The organism is Methylobacterium sp. 2A (genome assembly GCF_009806555.1).
Classification (GTDB): domain Bacteria; phylum Pseudomonadota; class Alphaproteobacteria; order Rhizobiales; family Beijerinckiaceae; genus Methylobacterium.
In genome coordinates this window covers 125,426-145,165 of sequence record NZ_VUOK01000021.1, presented here as the reverse complement: position 1 = coordinate 145,165, position 19,740 = coordinate 125,426, and the positions used below count along the sequence as shown (strand labels likewise).

Sequence of the window (19,740 nt, the reverse complement as noted above, 5' to 3'; positions counted from 1 at the left end):
GGGTCAATCCGTCGAGCCGAGCAGGGCGCGAAGCAGGACGGCCTTGAGGCCGAAGCTGCCATCGGTCACCACCGTCTCGCCGGCCGCGACGCCTTTCGTGACCTCGACCCAGTCGGAACGCTGCACCCCGAGCTGCAGCACGCGCCTCTCGAAGCGGTCCTCCGCCGTGCGCACGAAGGCGATGGGGCCGCTCTCGGTTTGCTGCACGGCGGCGGCCGGGACCGTCACGCCCTCCCGTCCGAGGTCGGCGGCGATCTCGACCCGGACGAACATGTTGGCGCGGAGTAATCCCCCCGGGTTGGCGATCTCGATGCGCGCCGGGGCGGTGTTGCTGGCGGGATCGAGCGCGGCGTTGACGGAGCGCACGCGGCCCTCGAAGGCGGGGTGGTCCGGCACCGGCGCCCGGACCTCGGCCGGGTCACCCGCTCTCACCCTGCCGATGTCGCGCCCGTAGAGGTTGGCAAGGACGAGGATGCGAGAGGGATCGGCCACCGTGAACGCGTCGCGGTTGCTATCGACGACCTCGCCGAGCGTGATGTTCGCGGTCGTGACGACGCCGTCGATGGGCGAGACGATGGCGCTGGTGCCGACAGGCGCGCCGGGCTCGGGCGCGAGGCGCTCGTACTGCGCGGTGTAGAGCTCGACCTTGGCCTGCGCGGAGAGCGTGGACGCGTGCGCCTTGGCGAGGTCGACCTGGCGCCGGTCGACGTCGGCCTGGGCGACGCCCGAGACCTTGAGGAGGTCCTGGCCGCGCTTCAGGTTCGTCGCGGCGACCTTCTCCGTCGCTTGCGCCTCGACGAGGCTCGCCTTCGCTTCGGCGAGGCCGTTGCGGGCGTCGAGCACGCCGGCCGCGTCGAGGGTCGCGAGCGTCTGCCCGGCGCGCACGGGATCGCCCGGCTGGACCGCGAGACTGAGGACGCGCCCTTGCGTCCGCGGCTTGAGATGGGTGACGCGCCGCTCGTCGAAGCTGACCGTGCCAGGTGACCGGACCGGAAGGACGATCCTGCGGACCTGCGCTTGCCCGAACGCCAGGCCCAGGCGCTTCTGCCCGGCCGCGTCGAGTACCACGAGGTCTGAATCCGCCTGTCGAGGCGCGTCGGCCTGCTCCGCCCGCGTGGCCTGACCGGGGGAAGGGGCTTCGACGCCGAGCCAGGTGAGCGCAGGTCTGAGATAGGCTTCCGTGACCCCGCGTTGCCACCAGCCCACGGAGGCGAGCGCCACCGCCGCGACCAGCAGAACCCAGCCTCGGGCCGACGGCTTTCCCATCGGACCCCGTGTGGAGGGGTCCGGCTTGGCCCGGGCCCTCGCGTCGAACGGCTCGGAGACGGGGTCACCGTCGCCGGCGAGGCGCGAAACTGTCTCGACGGTCAAGAGCACGCCCGCATTCGTCCCGCTAGATTAGAGCCGTTCCAACACCTACGTTGAATGCTGCCCGTCGCCACTAAATTCGCGTTCAGTCTCACGTTTCGCCGAGACGGCGGCGGCTCGTTGCGACAATGGATCGTATGATGGCCGAAAGGGCGTTTCAGGCAGGCTGAAGCACGTGGCGAGACTTCTGCTGATCGAGGACGATGCCGAGACGGCACGCGAGGTGCGTGGCGACCTAGGCGGGCGCGGCCACGTCGTCGGCTGGGCTTCGACCGGACCGGAGGGCGCGGCCTACGCGCGCGACGAGGCCTGGGACGCGATCATCCTCGACCGCATGCTGCCGGGGCTCGACGGGCTCAGCGTGCTGCAGGACCTGAGGCGCGCAGGGAACCGGACGCCGGCCCTGGTGCTCAGCACGCTCGGCGACGTCGACGAGCGCATCCGCGGTCTGCGGGCGGGTGGCGACGACTACCTTGCCAAACCCTTCGTGCTCGCGGAGCTCGCGGCGCGCATCGAGGCGCTCCTGCGCCGTCCCGTCGACGCCCGCGAGACGATCCTGCGGGTCGGCAGCCTGGAGATCGACCTGATCGGCGGCACGGGCCGGCGCGGGGCCCGCGACCTCGGCCTTCTGCCGCGCGAGCTCAAACTCCTTGAATACCTGATGCGCCGTCCGGGTCAGGTCGTGACCCGGACGCTGTTGTTCGAGGAGGTCTGGAACTACCGGTTCACGCCGAAGTCGAACCTCATCGACGTCCATGTCGGGCGCCTGCGCCGCAAGTTGGAGGCGGTCGGCGAGCCGCCCCTCATCCACAACGTGCGCGGCATCGGCTTCACGCTCGCGCCCGATGACTGACCTGCTGCGCTCCACAACCTTCCGTTGGGCGCTGGGCATCGCGATCTGGTCCGTCCTGCTCGTGTTGGCGACGTTCTCCTTCGTCTACTGGCAGACGGCCGCCTATCTGCGGGAGGAACTGGCCGAGACGCTCCGGCTGGAGGTCCGGGCGGCAGCGGCGGATCCGGCCGCGACCGCGATGCGCGCGGAGACCTGGATTGCCATGGACCTGCACGCCACGCATTTCGGCGGCCTTTTCGGACCCGACGGCAAACGTCGCTCCGGCAATCTCGACGCCGTACCGGATGGCTTGGCGCGCGACGGGGACGCCCACCGCGTCAGCGCCGACCTCGACATCGCGGGCCGCGCGCTGCGCGACGAGATCTGGGCGGCCGCGCTCTCGCTTCCTGACGGAAGGACGGTGGTCATCGCACACGACACCGACGAGATCGACCGGGTGCAAGCCACCACCCTGCGCGCGCTCGGCCTCGGCCTGATGCCGACGCTCGCGCTCTCGGGGCTCGGGGGATTGCTGCTCGCGGGCCGGGCGCGACGGCGCCTGGCGGCGACGGAGGCCGCGGTGGCCCAGGTGATGCGCGGGGACCTGCGCAAGCGTCTGCCGGTCGGCGGCGGGAACGACGAGTTCGACCGGCTGGCCGGCAACGTCAACCGGATGCTCGACGAGATCGAGCGCCTGCTGGGCGAGGTCAGCAGCGTCGGCGACGCGGTCGCGCACGACCTACGGACGCCGCTGACCAGGCTGCGGGCGCGGCTGGAGCGAACCCGTGAACAGGCCAGCAGCGTCGCGGAGTTCCGCGAGGCGGTGGACCAGGGGCTTGCCTGGATCGACCAGACGCTCGCGATGGTGACGGCCGTACTGCGCATCGGCGAGATCGAGCACGGTCGGCGCTGCGCGGGCTTCGCGCCGGTCGACCTCGCCGCGGTCGTCCGCGAGACGGCGGAGTTCTACGCGCCGGTCGCCGAGGACAAGGCCGTTTCCCTCGATGTCGCCGTGGAAGCGGGAATCCCGCCGGTCGACGGTGACCGCGACCTTCTCTTCGAGGCCGTGTCGAACCTTGTCGACAACGCCGTGAAGTTCGCACCGCCCGGCGGCCGTGTCCGGATCGGCTTGGCGCGAGAGGTGAAGGGCGTCGTCATCCTCGTCGAGGACACCGGGCCCGGCATCTCTCCGGCTGAGCGCGACCACGTGTTCCAGCGTTTCTATCGGGCGGAACGCGCTCGCCAGACGCCGGGCAACGGACTCGGGCTCGGCCTCGTCGCCGCGATCGCAAAGCTGCACGGGTTCACGGTGGAAGTGCGGGATTCGCCCGAGGGCGGCGCCCGCTTCGCGGTCCTATGGCCTCTGGGAAAGCCGAGAGGACAGGAAGGGCCGCGCGATGCGGGGGCGGGCGGCAAAACCGCTGTTCGGGTCATCGGCGAACACGCGAGATAACCCTGTCTCCGCGACGGACAGAACCTGCACCTGCGACGGCGTCCTGTTGCATGGCGATGCCAGCGGCTCCGAGCGCGGCCAGGATCGCGACGGCGAGACGGAAAAACCTGGATCGCGGCAGGAGGGGTACCTGGCGATGCGGCGCGGCATCGTGGGTCTGAACGGCACCCGTAGGGCGCTGCTGTCGAGCGGGTTCGGGCCCTAACCGCATTCCCGTTCGACCTCGGATCGGCGCGGCGTTCGCTGCCGGACCGCGGTGCGGACGGAGCCTTGTCCCGCCGGCGCGAGGATCTCGACCGCCTCCGTGCGGAAGCCGCGCCACCTGGGGCTCGCGCTCGGCTACGACGTCTGGATCGCCTCGAACGACGGCGACCGCTCCGATGCGCCGGGCAAGCTGTCGCACGGCTGCCTGCCGGATCGCCTGCGGCCACCAAAGGCTCGACCGAGACGGTGCGGCTGACCGCCGTGATCCGCCTCGACAAGGCGAGCCGCGACGTGGCGGCGGCCGTCGAGATCGAGCATGCGACCGGCATCTACTCCGGCATCGTGCGCATGCTCGACCTGGCGCTCGGCGTCGAGGAGGCCGTCGCCCGCAACTCCTCACTGGTCGCCCCCGACGACCGAGAGGACGATGTCCGTGCGCGGTCCGCGCGGCCCGCGTTCTCCCGGGTCGCCGAGCTGGCTTTCCCTATCGCTCCTACGGGGCGCGCTACGGCGCCGCCGTGACACCATCACCCGCTTCGGCAGTGGCCTGAAGGGCGTGCTCACCATCGCCAAGTCGATAACGCCGCGAGGGGGAAGGCCGTAGGAACGCTTTTCGGACCGGGCACGTCCCCGTTGCGCGGTCGATGGCTCATGGGGCGCGAGGCGAATGACCGGGGCGGCGACGAAGCGGCTCCCGCGACCGTTGGCGTGCTCCTGCCGATGCGGTCGCGCTTCGGCACGTATCGGAGGCAGGAAGCGTCCCACGTCTCTCGTCGGACCTGACGCCCCCGCCGGAGAGCTGCCGGTCGATCAGGAGCCGCGATAGCGGGAAGCGTCCGCCGCGGGAGGGCCGGCCCGAATCCGGTCCCAAGGGATCCGAACCCATCCTCCGCCGAGGCCGTCAGCCAGCCGACGACGTCGAACTCCGCCGACGTCGCCCGGGCCCTGGCCGCCGGCGGCGCGTATGCCAAGCACAGGAACGTCGCTGTCGGGTACCCGCGGGACCACGAGCATGGTCTGGGGTCCTACGCCGTCGTTTCGCGGCTACGGTCCACGCCGCGAGGGACGCTCATGCGAAATCCGATGCCGTGGTCGCGCGACGGGCTGCCGGTGATCCGGACGTCGACCTCCGGTCCGGCCCAGGTCTCCGCGAAGGCATCCATCGCCTTGGCGTCCATGGACACGAAGGCCCGGGACCGGGGCCCCCGGCATTCCTGGAATGGATGTCCGACGCCGTGAACGAACACGTTCCGGTCGTCCCGGTCGATGCTCATCTTCACGTCGCCGCATGTCGTCAGGAGGAAATGGCTGAGCGGCTCGACCAGGGCCATGTAGTCGGCCTTCTGGGTTCGCAGCCAGTCCGGATAATCCACCACCACCTTCGAATTCGTCAGCGCATAGGCCGAGTTGACGACCTCCCTGATAAGCGTGAGGCCGCTCTTGCGTGCAGCCTCATACGGGCGCGGCGAATGTGCCTGGACATCCAGCAGGTTGTTCAATGCCTCCTTGATGGCCACGATCTGCAGGTAAGGTATCTCCTCGCCCTGCCGTGCGGCGGAGATCGTCTTGGGGAAACGCTCATGGACGAGGCTGGCCATGCTTCCGAGACGTCCCACCGCACGTTCCCGAACCATCTCGACCGAGAGGTGCTGGCGGTGAAGGCGTCGCTCCGCCGCCGCCGCGTTCGCCTGTGCCTTGGCGAGGGCCTCCCTCAAGCCGGCGACCTTCGCCTCGGCGGCCGACGCCCGCATCTCCGCCTCGGCCAAGGCGAGGCGAAGGTCGCTGACGTCGACCCAGACGGACGTCATCCCGCCTTCGGCCTCCCCGGCCTCGATCCGGCGGGCCCAGCGGTTCTCCGCCGTTCCGACATCCTCGACGCCCGTCCCGGCCGAGACGGCGGCGAGCGCCACCTCGGCCGAGGTGCCGACCACCCGCTCGAACTCGCGATTTGCCGACAGGACCGTGCCATCGCCCGTGGAGACGCAGATGCCGATCCCGCACGCCTGCCAGACGGTCTCGGGTCGCACCGGGGCAGCCTCGGTCCCCGGCCGCGCAACGGCGGCCCTGCCCGACGCCGTGAGGGCCAGCTCGGCTTCGCGCCCCGACCTATCGCGCCGGACCAGCCCGTGCCCCTCCAGCATCGTGAGCATGCGCGAGAGGTTGGACTGGCCGAGGCCCGTCGCTTCGAGGACGGCCGCGCGGCTCATCCGGCCCGCGCTCCCGGCCAGCAGCCGGAGAACGTCCAGGACGTGCCGCTTACCCAGGACCTCGCCGACCGGCTGGGCCTCGAAGAAGCGGGCGTTGCGCTCGACGATGTCGGCGAGCGCCGCGACCTGGTGCGCGGTGGCCTCCGCCCCGCCTTGGCGCATCAGGACGCTCGCCCGACCACAGGTGTCGAGCCACTGCGCCGTCTCGGGACCGGCCACCCGGTTCGCGACGAGGCGCCAGACGACCTCCTGGAGGGCCAGATAGACGCCCCTGGCGAACTTCGGCGCGTCCTCGGACAACAGGTCCCTCAGCAGGGCGAAGGCATCGACCGGGCCGACCTCGCCGAGGGCGATCTCGTCGAGGCGACGCTGTCTGGGGTCACCGCGCATGGCCATCTCCGGAGCGACGTTTCACAAAGGTTCACATTGGAGTGTGGTGGCCGCAAGTCAACGGGGCGTTTACGGCAGGACCGTATAAACGGTGAAAGATTGTGAAACGAGTAGGTCGGCCTCGCGGAGGTCGCCCACCCGCTCCGGCGCGGCGAGGACGTAACCGAAGCCGCCGTCCTCCCGCTCCGGGTAGACCTGCTGGACGACGAAGCTTCGCGTGTCGAAGCTGACCTGGAGCTGGTGCGCGGCGCCGAGGTGATCCCTCATGGTCCGCCAGTCGCCGCAGGACGGGATGATCATCCAATCGACGTCGAGTTCGGTCAGGACGGGTGTCACCCTCTGGCAGAAGTCGAGGCAGACGCCGAAGCCGAACAGGCCGCGCCGCGTCACGAGCACTTCCAGCGCCTCCCCCAGTTCGATCTGTTCGAAGCGGCCATCCTTGTCCCTGTACGGGAAGAGCTTGCGGAAGCGCAGGAGTTCCCGGCCGGCGCCGTCGTAGACCACGGCCTCGTTCCAGGCGCTCTCGCCGTCGCGCACGTGCCATGAGCCGGCGACGACGAGGTCGGGACCGAGCCTGGTCTCGCCATCGCCGTTCCAGTCCGCGCGCGCGAGCGTCCCGGGCACGAGCTCGCGCAGGTCCGGCATCAACGTCAGCTCCGGGAACACGTGCGCGAAGCAGGAACGGCGCGCGGCCTCGGCGACGTCGGACCTGACGGCCTCCGGCGTCGGCCCGACCGCCGCCCGCGCCAGGAAGTATCGCTCGTCGTCCTCGTCCTCGGGCAGCACATCGAAGCCCGGGAACAGCGACGCCCCGAAGGTCAGGGCCGAGCCGTCGAGGCCGGTCCGCGGGTGGACGGTGAAGCGGACCGGGAGGCCTCGGATCACCGCCGGAACGATGCGGGACAGCAGCAGGGCGCGACGCGTGTACGGCCGCGGCAGGGCTCCCGGCAGGTAGGGAGAGCGCCAGGCGCTGCGCGGCAACGGAACGAGAAAGAAGCCCTGCCCATCGACCGCGTGGTACCAATCGTCGTTCGGGTCCCGGACGGGCCGGCCGGTGTCCATGTCGGCGATCTTGCGCTCGGCGGCCCGCAGCCAGCCCCCCAACTTCGTCAGGCGGACCGCGTCGCTGTCGCTTCCCGGCAGGTTCAACGCCCCCGGCGCGAGACCCCCGAGGGCGTAGGCCGCGTCGCCCGCAGCCACGATATCGGCCTCCGGGAGCGTCCCGTAGGTACCCTGCGCCGTCACCGGCGCGAGCGGCAGCAGGGTCCAGACGCGCACGAGGGCGAGCCGCCAGGTCTCCACGTCGTCAGGGTCGATCGACAGGTTCGCGGCGACGTCGGCGATCTTGGCCAGCCACGCCGACCGGGTCAGGCTCTGCATGAGGGACCTTGCTGCCAAGGCACCAGCACGGACAGCCGTGCGCGAGGGGACGGCTGGGGGACACGCGCCGGGCGGAAAATCGACGTCCGGGGGCCAGGACATCGGGGCGCACGTCATCGACGTGACGGCTTCCGCCGTCAAGGCGCCTCGCGACCGGCTGACCGGGCCGCCGGCGGCCCGGCGGTCGGTCGGGGCCGACCTGCGGTCCGCATCGGACCGCCTCCGGAGCAACGACTGAACCGTATCGTCCCGGATCGCCCAAGGCGCCGCGCCGGCAGCCGCCTTGTTGCCGGTGCGCCACACCGGATCGGGAAGCGCGTCACCGGAGGGGCGCCGAGCTTGATCCTCCCACGTGGGAAGGCCGCAACTTCGCGAGATCTTGGCCTCTAGCCCGGCTCTCCGCCGCGGCCCAGGAAGGATCGCATGGTGGCACCGCTCCTGTGGGACGGTCCGGCGCAGACGCGCCGCCGGTTCATCTCCGGCCTCGGCGCCTGCGCCGCCGCGGGTCTCGCGGCGCGCAGCCGCTCCGCGTTCGCCCTGGCGAGCCCCGGCGAGGCCACCGTGCCTCGCGCCGCGAGCTACGACCTCACGCTGGCCCGCGGCACGGTCAACAAGACCGGCGCCACGACCTGGGCGAATACCATCAACGGCGGCGTGCCGGGCCCGGTGCTGCGCTGGCGCGAGGGTGACGTCGTCACCATCAACGTCCGCAACGAATTGCCCGAGATGACGGGCATGCATTGGCACGGCATCATCCTGCCCAACGACATGGACGGCGTGCCCGGCCTGGAGTTTCCGGGCATCCAGCCGGGCGAGTCCTTCACCTACCGCTTCCCGGTGCTGCAGAGCGGCACCTACTGGTACCACAGCCACATGGGCTACCAGGAGCAGAAGGGCGTCTACGGCGCGCTGATCATCGAGCCGCGCGGCCGCGACCTGGTCCAGGCGGACCGCGATTACGTCGTGCTTCTCAGCGACTGGACCGACGAGGACCCCGGGCGCATCCAGAACAAGCTGAAGTACCAAGCCGACTACTACAATTTCGGCAAGCGCACTGTCGGGACGTTCTTTGCCGACGCCGAGCGCAGCGGGCTCGCCGACACGATCAAGGAGCGCTGGCACGAGTCCGAGTCGCGCATGGACCCGTCCGGCCTGGAGGCACCGTCCGGCGAGACCTACACCTACCTGATGAACGGACAGCCGCCCGGGGCGAACTGGACGGCCCTGTTCCGGCCCGGCGAGCGGGTCCGGCTGCGCATCATCAACGCCTCGGCGGCGACCTACTACGACCTGCGCATCCCCGGCCTGACCATGAGCGTGGTCAACGTCCACGGCAACGACGTCGTCCCGGTGTCGGTCGACCAGTTCCGCATCGGCGTGGCCGAGACATACGACGTGATCGTGCGCCCGCGCGAGGCGCGGGCCTACACCATCTTCGCGCAGGACCTCGGCCGCTCCGGATACGCCCGCGGAACGCTCGCGCCCCGGCCGGGGATGGAGGCGGAGATCCCGCCCTTCGACCCGCGGCCGCTGCGGACCATGACCGACATGGGCATGCAGGGCATGATGGGCCGCGACCAGATCGGCGCGTCCCATCCCGACGGCTCGCGCATCGGGGGCATCCTCGGCGAGCATGCCCGCGAGATCGTGCCGGACGAGCGTCGCCTCGCGGGCCACCAGCCCATGGCGAAGCCGCCGCCCGGCGTCGAGCTCGACGAGACCGGCGTCGAGGTCCAGATGAAGCCGAAGATGCTGAGCGACCGCACCCGCATCCCCGGTGACGGCCTGAACCAGCTGAACCGTCGTGTGCTCACCTACTCGGACCTGCGCTCGATCAACCCCGGCGTCGACGACCGCCAGCCGACCCGCGAGATCGTGCTCAGGCTCAGCGGCAACATGCAGCGCATGATCTGGGGTTTCGACGGCAAGAAGTTCACCGAGGTCGGACCGATCGACGTGACCGTAGGGGAACGATTCCGGCTCGTGATGATCAACGAGACGATGATGAGCCACCCGATCCACCTGCATGGCATGTGGATGGAGCTGGAGAACGGGCACGGGCGGCATCGACCTTACCTGCACACGGTCAGCGTCGCTCCGGCCGAGAAGCTGTCGATGCTGGTCACCCCCGTGGCGACCGGGCAGTGGCCGCTGCACTGCCACATCCTGTATCATTTCGAGGCCGGCATGTTCCGTACCCTGCGCGTGCTGCCGAGGGGGGCGTGATGCGCGCGCCCGCCACCCTCGCGCTCGTCGTCCCGCTCATCGTCCTCGCGCCCTCCGGCGTCCTGGCGCAGAGCGTGACCGGGCTGCTCAACGGCGGCACGCGCCTCGGGCCGGATACGCTGCAGGGCGCCGCGCCCTACGGCAACCCGATCCTCGACGACCGGGTGTACGCCCATGCCTTCCTCAACCAGTTCGAGGGTCGCTTCGGGGACGGGAGCTACTTCCGTTACGACGGACAGGCATGGATCGGGGACGACTACAACAAGCTGTGGCTGAAATCGGAGGGTCGCTACAACGCCGGCAATCGTGGACGTTTCTCGGACGGCGACCATGAGGCCCTCTACACCCGGCCGATCTCGACCTATTTCGACATGCAGGTCGGCGTGCGCTCGGACATCGACAGCCTGCGCAACCGCACCTGGGCGGCCTTCGGCGTCCAGGGGCTGGCCATCGGGTTCTGGAACCTCGAACTGACCGGCTACGCCAGCGACAACGGCCGCTTCGCGTTCCGGGGAAACGCCTCCTATGACCTCTACCTGACGCAGCGCCTGATCCTGCAGCCGCAGATCGAGATGAACGCCTACTCGAAGGCCGACCGCGGCCGGGAGCTCGGTTCGGGGGTATCGGACATCGATATGGGCCTGCGCCTGCGCTACGAGTTCACCCGCGAGATCGCACCCTACGTCGGCCTTTCCTACCAGCAGTTCCTGGGCGGCACGGCGAATTACCGGCGCCGGTCCGGCGAGGGCACCGGCGACGTGCGGGCGCTGGCCGGCCTGCGCCTCTGGTACTGAGAGGGTCCCGGGCCGGCCGATCCCCCATCCATTGCCACGCGGAGGTAGAGGGGCCGCCTCCTGACACGTCCGTGGCGGTGCCTTCCTTCGCCGAACCGTGGAGATCGGCCGTGCCTTACACCTCTCGACCACGCCTCGCCGCGCTCGCGCTCCTGGCTGGCCTCGGATCCGCTCAAGCGCAGGCCGTCACGGAGCCGGGTATGAAGGGCTACGGAATCAGGGCGGTGGACGGGAGGACGCTCAACGAGATGTTGGGCCGCTGCGCCGCCGCCGACCACGGCGAGGCCGTCCTCGCGCCGGGCGAGACCCCGGCCTTGCTGGCCGCGCGATGCGGTCAGCTCCGGCGTTCCCTCCGGACCCAACCGGGCAACACGGCGCAACGGCGCTGACCCGCGTCCCGCGGACGTCGACCATGCGCGCGGGGTGAGCGCACCCGTGCCCCGGATCGTCTCCGACCCGTAACGCGCCCGTCATTCGGTCGGACCGGCCTCGATCCGCGCGGGCCGGGCTGAGGTGGGTCCTCCGCCCGCCCGGGCGGGCTCGCGGGCGAGGGCGTCGAGCAGCGGGCATTCCGGACGGTCATCGCCGGGGCATATCCCGGCGAGCCCCCGCAACGAGGCCGCGGCGTCCGCGAGCGCGGCGGCGCGTCTTTCCAGGTCGGTCGCGCGCCGAAGGGCCAGGTCCTTCACCCCGGCGCTGGCACGCGCCTCATCGCGCCACAGGCGCAGAAGGGTGGCGGTGTCGGCGACCGAGAAGCCGAGGAGGCGGGCGCGGTGCACGAACCGCAGCGTCCGCACCTCCTCCTCGGCGTAGACGCGATGGCCCGAGACCGACCGGGTCGGCGATGGGATCAGACCGGTGCGCTCGTAGTAGCGGATCATCTTGGGCGAGATCCCGCAGGCGCGTGCCGCCTCCCCGATCCTCATCGCCCCACCTCCCGTCGCACCGGGTCCCATCGGCGCTCGCGGCCGAGCTTGAACGCCGCGACCGATCCGACCTCGCGACCGTCCCGCGTCGGCGGATGCCGGGGAATTCCGCGGTACGGTCGCATCCTGGGCGGTCGAACGGGGCCGGGCGGGCGCAGGCCCCGCAGGGTTGTCGCGGCTGGAAGCACCGAAGGCGGCACCTCGTCTCCCGCGAGCGGCTTCGCGACCCGAGACGGCCGCGGCCGAGCCTCGTCCGGCGCGGGCCCCCGGGCGGCGGAAGAGGAGCGTCCGCGTTCGGGGAAACGCATGGCGTGAGCGCGCATCGGCTAGGCCGCCTCCCGTGCCGACGCCGGCCTCGCGATACCTGGCTGAACGGCGGCCGGAATGTCGACGGCCCGCGTGACCTCGGCGAAGCGCGCGGTCGCGTCCGACCAATCCTGGGCGAAATCGAACAGCTCCCTGAGGGCCGGCGCGATTTCCTTGTAGGCCGCGAGCGCCGCCACCAGGGCGCCGAGGGTGAGGCGGCCTTGCACGACGAGATAGCCGCCGATCAGGAAGAAGAAGAACGGCGTGAGGTTGGACGTGTAGTTGTACAGGCTCTTGATGCCGCCCTTCATGTCGTTGATGGCGACGCGGAGCCGCTCAAGCTCTTCGACGTGCGCCATGTGACGCCGCAACGACGAGGCGGGTGGATCGCGCTCCGCCGCGGAAGGGGCGAGGCCTGGGCGCCCGGCGACCTCGGGCGTGGTGACGAGGGCGCCCAGCGTCCGCGTGGCGAGGACGCGCTGCCGGACCTTCGCGTTCAGGCGCCTTTGGAGGCGCGGCAGGACCGTGAGCTGCACCGGCAGCATGATCAGCGCGGCAAAGGCAAGGGCGACGTCCTGGAGCAGGAGGAAGGCGACGCTCGTGACCAGCACGCCCCCCTGCACGATGGGGACCGCGACAAGGCTGCCGCCGAAGTAGCCGATGGGCTCGACCTCCTGGACCGCCACGGCGGAGAGCGTCGTGCGGCGTTCGACCGAGCGCTCCGTCCGCACGCGCCGCAGGACGGCCAGGCGCAGGCGGCGCACGACGCGCTCGTTGACGCGTCCGCGGACCCGGTTCGCCGCGTACTTCAGGAGGCCGTTTACGGTGAGGACGGCGAGGTAGCCGGCGCACAGGGCGAACAGGAGTTCCGTGCGGCCGAGGGGGAGTCCCAGGAACGTCATGCCGGGATGCCCGTCGCCCCGCGCGTCGTCGAGCGTGTGGTTGACGATGTGCTTGGGTATCTCAAGGGTCAGCCAGGCGGCCGGCAGCGTGGCGAGAGACAGGAAGACCAGGCGGACCTGAATGCCCGCCGTGGCACCCAGGACGTATGCCTCCAGGCGCCGTCCCGGCCGGAGCGCGAAGCCGCGATGCCGACGGCTACGGGACGGAGCGTCCCGCAGGGCATCGGTGGCTCCCGCCGCTGCGATAGCATCCGCCGTCCGCCGACGGCGGCGCAGTGCGGCGCGGCCGACGAGCCACGCGGTCCACGCGGGCGCCACGACGAAGACGAGGAGGGCATCGGCGACGATCCACCAGTGGCCGTGTGGGTAGTCGAGGCCCGTGAGCCTGTGGGCGAGGGCGTGGATGGCTTCGATTGCCGTCACGGGGCGGATCGGTCCGAATTTCCGGGAGGGGAGGGCGCGCTTCGCGGCCCGGCGTTCTTGATGGGTTCAGTCGGCATCCGGCGGCCCCACCTCTCGTGCGTCCACCTCCGAGGGCATGCCATCCCCTGGGAGAGCGCCGTCGCCCTCGTCCCCCAGCGCGGCGCGCGCGCCGCGACCCACGGCCCCCGCCCTCGTTTCGAATCGGACGGTTCGGAACGTCCCGAAGGCGAACTGGCGTCTCGTGCGGATCGAACAGGGTCTGAAGCCCGCCCGTTCGACCGCCTTGAGGGAGGCGGCGTTGTCGGCGTCGACGAAGGCCACCAAGCGTCCCTTGCCCTGTGACCGGGCGCGTTCGGCGATCAGGTGCACGGCGGCGGCCATGACGCCCAGGCCGCGGAAGCCCTCCGGCGTGAAGGCGTTCTCCAGCATGGCCTCGTCGGCCGCCAGAACCGGCAGGGCCCCGGACCGCCGGACCGCGTCGCCGTAACCGGGGTCGGTGAGCCACTGGACGTGGCACGGGCGGCCCGACCCGACCTCGTCGAGCACGTAGCAGCGGCTCGGCAGGACGCCGTGCGCGGCGGCGCGCAATCGCCACTCGACGTCAGCGCGTTCGCGCTTCGCCGCCTCGTCGCCGCCAGCGGGGAAGAGGGCCGCGAGGTCGTCCGGCCGGAAGTCGCGCAATCGCACCGGGATCCTGGCGACCGGCGGTTCGATGGCGACCGACAGGTCCCGCCCAAAACCTATCGAGACCCGCCTGGAGTAGGGGCCCAGGGCGATGCGCCGGGCCACCCTGGCGCGCAGCATCGCCAATCCATCGCCGAGGGAACCGTCGCCGCGCGTGCGCGGGTAGGGCTTGAACGTCATGCCGAGCCTCCCTCGTTCCGCCGGCGGCGCGCCAGGGCGGCCATGCGTCGACGCGCACGGGTGACCGGCGCCTTCCGGCGCACCCAGGGGAGCGGCGGGAGCGCCGCCCATTCGGGCCGCATCAGCCGCCCCCCATGATCCGGGCGGTCCGGCTCTCGACGGCCCGGACGCGCGCGACGTGCGCGGCCCAGAACCGGTTCGCGAGGAGCGTGACGGCCGTCGGTGCCGAGCGGGGTTTCGATGCGGATGTCCGCGGGATGCCGGGACCGGCCGTCGCCGCGACCGCCGCGAGCGGCGACCCCATGGCGGCCAGCCGGTCGTGGGCGCGCCGGCAGTAATCGACGGAGCGCGGCGTCATGCGCTCCTCGCCGTGGCCGGCGCGATACTTGGCGAGTGCACGGCAGACGTCGCCGCCCGCGAGGTTCCAGGCCCGTGCGAGGTAGGCGACGCCGAAGCGGATGTTCGTGGCCGGGTCGAGAAGTTCCGCAGCCGGCCCGCGATGACCGAGCATCGCCGCCGTGGCAGGCCGGACCTGCATCAGCCCGAGTTCGCCGACCGTTCCGACCGCCCCGGCGTCGTAGCCGCTCTCGACGAACGCGACCGCCTCGGCGAGCGCGGGCGGGACCCCGCGTGCCGTCGCCTCCCGCAACAGGAGTTCGCCATAGGCGGTGCGACCGCCGGCCGTGGCGTTCCCGTCGACGACGCCCGTCGCGAATCGTCCCGCGGTGCCCTCCGTCCCCTCCGCCGCGGCCGACCCGACGCCGGCGACCGCCGCGAGGCCGAGGAGGACGCCCAGGGCGCGAGGCGCCGCGGCCGGGCGTGGGCCGTTCCGGCCGAATGCCACTACTTGGCTTTCTGGATGCGGGTGACGGCGATCGAGCCGTTCACGCGGTCGGCCGAGAACCGCACCCGCTCGCCGGGCCTCAGGCCCTTGAGCATGGCCGGGTCCTGGACCTTGTAGGCCATCGTCATCGCGTCCATCCCGATATTCGGGATGGCCTCGTGGTCGAGGGTCACCTTGCCCGCGGCGTCGTCGACCTTCTTGACGGTTCCGGCGACGAGCGGGGCGTTCGACGGCGTCGCCTGCGGAGTCGGCTGCGGGGCCGCCTTCTCAGCGGAGGGTGTATCCGGCTTACCCTGGGCCGGGTCGCCCTTCGCCTGACGGTCCAACGGTCCCTCGCCCGACGGCGTCTGGTTCGGCTGCGGCCGGTAGCCGGCCTCGCGGCTGCGGACCTGCCACTGCTTCAGGGCGTCGATCTTCGCCTGCTGCTCGTCCTGGATCTTCTGCGCGATCTCGCGCAGCTGCCGGTCACCGCCGTAGTCGAGCTGCGTCTTGGCAAGGAACAGCGTCTCCTCGTAGCTGGCGATGAGCAGCTCGGCGAAGTCCCGGTCCGGGTCGCCGGTCAGCTTCGTGCCCCGGAAACGGTTCGTCATCGTTTCGCGCGCCCGCTCCAGCGCTGCGGGCGCGCCCTTGGCCGGCTGCGCGCCGGCGTGCTGCGGGGTCGGGCCGACGAGCGCGGCCACGAGCGCGGCGGTCAGGATCAGGCGTCGCATGGTTGCTCCATCTCAGGGCTCCGAAGCCATCGCGCGGGACCGGGCGGAAGCCGCGCCAGGGCTTCCCTCCAGGGCGCTACCTCGCCTTCTGGATCTTCGTGACGGTGTAGGCGCCGCCGGTCCCGTCGACGTCGAAGTCGACCTTGTCCCCCGCCTTGAGATCCTTGAGCATCGCGGGATCCTTGACGGGGTACGCCATCGTCATCGCGTCCATGTCGAGCTTCGGGATCGCCGCGTGGTCGAGCGTCACCTTGCCCGCCGCCGGGTCGACCTTCGTCACCGTCCCCTTCACGGACTGCGCCCATGCAGGCGCCGCGACCGCCAGGAAGGCCGCCGAAAGGACGGCGAGCGGGAACTTGCTTCTCATGGCTTCTTCTCCTCAGGTCGATTGAACCGCCACGCCGGCGCCGTTGAGGGGACTCGGCGACCGGCGCGGCGGACTTCGGACGGGATCGCTCCCGTTCCGAACGGGTTCGCCTGCCGCGCCCGTGGCGCTCGGGCAGGCCTTCTGGCGCGTTGCGGGCGTCCGCCTAGTGCTCGTGGCCGCCCGAGTTCGCGGCCGTACGGCGCGTCCGGGGATCGACGACCTGCAGGTCGGTCTGGCTGGCGCGGCGGCCCTTCGGGGTATTCGGGGCCCGGGCCGGCTCCGGCATCGGCTCGCCGGTCCACTCGTAGGCGAGGGTGCCTTCCGGGTGCTTGTACCAACCGGGGTCGCGGTAGTCGCCGGCCGCCAGAGCCGGACGGACCTTCAGGACCGTGAACATCCCGCCCATCTCCACGGACCCGAACGGGCCCGTGCCGGTCATCATCGGCAGCGTGTTCTCGGGCAGCGGCATCTCCATCTCGGTCATCATTCCGCCGCCGGTGGACCCCATCGGCATGTAACCGGGGGCGATCTTCTGGATCTGCTTGGCCGTGCTCTTCAGGTTCACGCCGATGTAGGTCCGCACGTTGTGGCCCATGGCGTTCATGGTGTGGTGCGACTTGTGGCAGTGGATCGCCCAGTCGCCCGGGTTGTCGGCGTTGAACTCGATGGCCCGCATCTGCCCGACCGCGACGTCGACCGACACCTCCGGCAACTGATAGTTTTCGTTGATCCAGCCGCCGTCCGTGCCCGTGACCTTGAAGTCGACGCCGTGGACGTGGATCGGGTGGTTGGTCATGGTCAGGTTGCCGAAGCGCATCCGGACCTTGTCGCCCTGTCGCGCGACCATCGGGTCGATGCCCGGCCAGACCCGGCTGTTGAAGCACCACATGTTCATGTTGAGCATCGTGTTGACCTTGGGCACGTAGGACCCGGCCTCGATGTCGTAGGCGTTCAGCAGCCAGACGAAGTCGCGGTCGACCCGCCGCTCGGCGGGGTCGCGCGGATGCACGACGAAGAAGCCCATCATGCCCATCGCCATCTGGACCATCTCGTCCGAGTGCGGGTGGTACATGAAGGTGCCGGAGCGCCTGAGGATGAACTCGTAGACGAAGGTCTTGCCCGGCGGGATGCCGGGTTGGGTCAGCCCCGCGACCCCGTCCATGCCGTTGGGCAGCGTCTGCCCGTGCCAGTGCACGGCGGTCGCCTCCGGAAGGCGGTTGGTGACGAAGATGCGGACCTTGTCGCCCTCGACCGCCTCGATGGTCGGTCCGGGCGATTGCCCGTTGTACCCCCAGAGCCGGGCGTCCATGCCGGGCGCCATCTCGCGCACGACCGGCTCGGCGATGAGGTGGAACTCCTTCCAGTCGCCGCGCATCCGCCACGGCAGCGTCCAGCCGTTGAGCGTCACCACCGGTTGGTAGTCCGGCCCGCTCGTCGGATAGAGCGGCGGCTGCATGGTCGCCTTGTCCATGATCGGGGCTTCCGGAAGCCCTGCGGCCTGGACGCGCCCGCTGATCATGGAGGTGCCGGCGAGCACGAGGCCGCCCGCTCCCAGGATCCCTCTGCGCGAGATGTCGGTCATGGATTCCCTCCGAATGTCATGGGCAGCCTGGGGCCCGGACCTCAGCCGCCGGGCGTCGCGACGGCGAGGCTCGTGCCCGGGGTGCCCCCGGCGGCCTCGCCGCCGAAGTTGCCCCCCGAGAACCCGCCGCCGACGGTCGCCGCCTTGAGGTCGGTCGCCGCGATCCAGAAGTCGCGCTGCGCCTCGATCGCCTGGATGTTGCTCAGGATCCTGGCCCGGGCGTCGACGATCAGCGTCGTCACGTCCAGGAGCATGCCGCTGTACTGGAGCAGGGCCTGGTCCTGGATCGTCCTGCGCAGGGGCAGCACGCTGGTCTGGTAGTGCCGGGTGATGTCGTACTGCCCGCGGTAGCGCTGGTAGGCCTCGCGGACCTCGGAGCGGGCGTTGACCGCGCGCTCCGCCAGGCGGTTGGCGCTGGCGAGGTAGCTTTCCTGCGCGCCCCGCACGGCGGTCGTCCCGAAGTCGTAGATCGGGATGACGAGATCCGCCGAGAACCCGTTCAGGCTGGCCTTGTCGACCTTCGGGGCGGCGCCCTCGCCCCCCGCGGTCCTCGACTGCGAGAACCGGTTCGCGAAGCCCGCGTCGAAGACGCTGACGAAGCCGCTGGCCTGGTTCAGGCCGAACCGCCCGACGAGCGATTGCAGTTCGAAGCGGGCGGCCTGCACGTCGGCCCGCTTGCTCATCGCCTCGGCCTCGATGGCGCGCCCGTCGACGAGCCTCCCGGGCAGGGACGGGAGGCCGTTGGGCAGGCGAAAGTCGACGTCCCGTCCCCAGAGACCGAGCAGTCGGGTCAGCCGCTCCCGTTCGGCGCGTTGCTGCACCCGCGCCTTGGCGAGCTGTGCGCCCAACTCGCTGTAGAAGGCGTGCTCGCGCGCCTGTTCCAGCTTGTTCAGCGCGCCCGTCTCGCCCAGCTGCTTGGCCAGCGTCGAGGCGGATTCGGCGCCGGCCAGCGCCTGTTCGAGGAAGGCGGTCGCCTGGTTGGCCGCCACGGTCCGGTAGAATTGCCGGCGCGCCTCGCCCCCGAGCCGCAGGACCTGCTCCGCCGCGTTGTACTGGTCGGCCGTGAACCGCTGCCGCGCGATCTCGACGCGCACCGGGAGCGTCGCCAACTCCAGCACGCTGGCGGCGACGGCGCGCTCGATCTCCGTGTTGAAACCCAATCCCCACTGCGTGATCGAGAGGCGCGGCGAGGGCGGCAGCGTGGCCTGCACGTACTGCGCCTCGGAAACGCCGAGGTCGTTGAAGGCGGCCTGCAAGCCCCGGTTCCTCAGGAGCGCGACCTGCACCGCGCCGTCGGCGGTCAGGGGACGGCGCAGCAACGCGTCCACGCGCGCGTCCGCGCTCGGCGCGACGCCCTGGTCGTCCGCCTTCACGATGTCCTTGCGCAGTTCGAGCGCCGCGTAGCCGCCGGCGACGGAGAGGCCTGCGTCCGGCGAGAAGCTCGCGCAGCCTCCCAAGGCGAGGCCGAGGCCGGTGACGCCCGCGGCCACGCGCACGAACCGCCCCCGGACGGCCTCGTCCGGCGGTCGCGCGGTCGTACCGGCGTGTCCCGGCGCGGTCGTCGTGCCACTCATGTCCGGTAGTCCGGCGGCGCCGCCCGTTTCGTTACAGCGACGGGCCATCACCGCCCTCCCGAATCGCGCTTGCCGCCCATGCCGGGCATCCCGTCCATGCCCGGCATGCCCCCCATCCCGCCGGACCCGGCCTTCGGCGTGACCTGACGATTGAGCTCGCGCCAATCCTTCGGGTCGACGACGCCGAAGTCCTTCACGCCCTGCGTCACCTTGGCGTAGCGGGGCGGCCGCACCGGGATGTCCGGTTCCGAGGGGAGGACCAGCCCGGCGGGAACGGCGGCGGGCAAGCAGCCGGCGAGCGGCAGGACCGCCGCGAGCGCGGCCGGTCTCGGCAACTTGAACATCTTGGATTTCCCGGATTGAGGCGGACGGCCGAAGGCACGCCCAG

General features: G+C 71.1%; 18 protein-coding genes. 6 read left to right on the top strand and 12 right to left on the bottom strand.

Annotated features, from left to right (window positions below; genetic code table 11):
- Window positions 1–3 precede the first annotated feature (3 nt).
- Window positions 4–1,266 (bottom strand): efflux RND transporter periplasmic adaptor subunit, encoded by a 1,263-nt coding sequence (locus tag FVE89_RS11685; RefSeq protein WP_116655362.1) that lies wholly within the window; start codon window positions 1,264–1,266, stop codon window positions 4–6.
- 277 nt (window positions 1,267–1,543) lie between these two features.
- On the opposite strand from FVE89_RS11685, the gene FVE89_RS11680 reads away from it, so the two are divergent.
- From FVE89_RS11680 to FVE89_RS11665, 3 genes are all read left to right on the top strand, one after another.
- Window positions 1,544–2,221: a response regulator transcription factor gene (locus FVE89_RS11680; RefSeq protein ID WP_116655361.1), complete on the top strand. Its 678-nt coding sequence runs from the start codon at window positions 1,544–1,546 to the stop codon at window positions 2,219–2,221.
- On the top strand, window positions 2,214–3,653 hold the full coding sequence (locus FVE89_RS11675) for an ATP-binding protein (RefSeq protein ID WP_246730680.1): 1,440 nt from the start codon (window positions 2,214–2,216) through the stop codon (window positions 3,651–3,653). The genes FVE89_RS11680 and FVE89_RS11675 overlap by 8 nt, the downstream gene beginning before the upstream one ends.
- A gap of 450 nt (window positions 3,654–4,103) precedes the next feature.
- Window positions 4,104–4,379 carry a hypothetical protein gene (locus FVE89_RS11665; protein ID WP_116655360.1) on the top strand — a complete coding sequence of 92 codons (276 nt, stop codon included), beginning with the start codon at window positions 4,104–4,106 and terminating at the stop codon, window positions 4,377–4,379.
- A gap of 503 nt (window positions 4,380–4,882) precedes the next feature.
- Here the strand turns inward: FVE89_RS11665 and FVE89_RS11660 are convergent.
- Both FVE89_RS11660 and FVE89_RS11655 read right to left on the bottom strand, forming a co-directional pair.
- Window positions 4,883–6,454, bottom strand: coding sequence for a helix-turn-helix domain-containing protein (locus tag FVE89_RS11660; protein WP_160534124.1), 1,572 nt, complete (start codon window positions 6,452–6,454; stop codon window positions 4,883–4,885).
- 69 nt (window positions 6,455–6,523) lie between these two features.
- On the bottom strand, window positions 6,524–7,834 hold the full coding sequence (locus FVE89_RS11655) for a hypothetical protein (protein WP_116655358.1): 1,311 nt from the start codon (window positions 7,832–7,834) through the stop codon (window positions 6,524–6,526).
- A 423-nt stretch (window positions 7,835–8,257) separates the two neighbouring features.
- Here FVE89_RS11655 and FVE89_RS11650 point away from each other — a divergent pair, with 423 nt between their 5' ends.
- The 3 genes from FVE89_RS11650 (at window position 8,258) to FVE89_RS11640 (ending at window position 11,243) form a co-directional block, all read left to right on the top strand.
- The gene (locus FVE89_RS11650) at window positions 8,258–10,060 is read left to right on the top strand and encodes a copper resistance system multicopper oxidase (protein ID WP_116655356.1); all 1,803 of its coding nucleotides are present in this window, start codon (window positions 8,258–8,260) and stop codon (window positions 10,058–10,060) included.
- Window positions 10,060–10,854 carry a copper resistance protein B gene (locus FVE89_RS11645; RefSeq protein ID WP_116655355.1) on the top strand — a complete coding sequence of 265 codons (795 nt, stop codon included), beginning with the start codon at window positions 10,060–10,062 and terminating at the stop codon, window positions 10,852–10,854. Before FVE89_RS11650 ends, FVE89_RS11645 begins: the two co-directional genes overlap by 1 nt.
- Before the next feature lie 110 nt (window positions 10,855–10,964).
- Entirely contained in the window at window positions 10,965–11,243 is a 279-nt protein-coding gene (locus FVE89_RS11640) for a hypothetical protein (RefSeq protein WP_160534123.1), read from the top strand.
- 81 nt (window positions 11,244–11,324) lie between these two features.
- On the opposite strand, the gene FVE89_RS11635 is transcribed toward FVE89_RS11640, so the two are convergent.
- The 9 genes from FVE89_RS11635 to FVE89_RS11595 all read right to left on the bottom strand — a co-directional run bounded on the left by FVE89_RS11635 (window position 11,325) and on the right by FVE89_RS11595 (window position 19,696).
- Window positions 11,325–11,780 carry a MerR family DNA-binding transcriptional regulator gene (locus FVE89_RS11635; protein WP_116655353.1) on the bottom strand — a complete coding sequence of 152 codons (456 nt, stop codon included), beginning with the start codon at window positions 11,778–11,780 and terminating at the stop codon, window positions 11,325–11,327.
- Between the two features lie 326 nt (window positions 11,781–12,106).
- Window positions 12,107–13,411: a multidrug ABC transporter ATPase gene (locus FVE89_RS11630; RefSeq protein WP_116655352.1), complete on the bottom strand. Its 1,305-nt coding sequence runs from the start codon at window positions 13,409–13,411 to the stop codon at window positions 12,107–12,109.
- Window positions 13,412–13,477: 66 nt separating this feature from the next.
- Window positions 13,478–14,275: a GNAT family N-acetyltransferase gene (locus tag FVE89_RS11625; RefSeq protein ID WP_116655351.1), complete on the bottom strand. Its 798-nt coding sequence runs from the start codon at window positions 14,273–14,275 to the stop codon at window positions 13,478–13,480.
- A gap of 121 nt (window positions 14,276–14,396) precedes the next feature.
- Window positions 14,397–15,119: a transglycosylase SLT domain-containing protein gene (locus tag FVE89_RS11620; protein ID WP_116655350.1), complete on the bottom strand. Its 723-nt coding sequence runs from the start codon at window positions 15,117–15,119 to the stop codon at window positions 14,397–14,399.
- Window positions 15,119–15,829, bottom strand: coding sequence for a copper-binding protein (locus tag FVE89_RS11615; protein ID WP_116655349.1), 711 nt, complete (start codon window positions 15,827–15,829; stop codon window positions 15,119–15,121). Before FVE89_RS11615 ends, FVE89_RS11620 begins: the two co-directional genes overlap by 1 nt.
- A 76-nt stretch (window positions 15,830–15,905) precedes the next feature.
- The gene (locus FVE89_RS11610; protein ID WP_059408100.1) at window positions 15,906–16,196 is read right to left on the bottom strand and encodes a copper-binding protein; all 291 of its coding nucleotides are present in this window, start codon (window positions 16,194–16,196) and stop codon (window positions 15,906–15,908) included.
- 163 nt (window positions 16,197–16,359) lie between these two features.
- Window positions 16,360–17,778 carry a copper oxidase gene (locus FVE89_RS11605; RefSeq protein ID WP_116655348.1) on the bottom strand — a complete coding sequence of 473 codons (1,419 nt, stop codon included), beginning with the start codon at window positions 17,776–17,778 and terminating at the stop codon, window positions 16,360–16,362.
- A gap of 41 nt (window positions 17,779–17,819) precedes the next feature.
- Window positions 17,820–19,352, bottom strand: coding sequence for a TolC family protein (locus tag FVE89_RS11600; protein WP_116655347.1), 1,533 nt, complete (start codon window positions 19,350–19,352; stop codon window positions 17,820–17,822).
- A gap of 47 nt (window positions 19,353–19,399) precedes the next feature.
- Window positions 19,400–19,696, bottom strand: a complete 297-nt coding sequence (locus tag FVE89_RS11595) for a hypothetical protein (protein ID WP_116655346.1) — start codon at window positions 19,694–19,696, stop codon at window positions 19,400–19,402.
- Window positions 19,697–19,740: the final 44 nt, after the last annotated feature.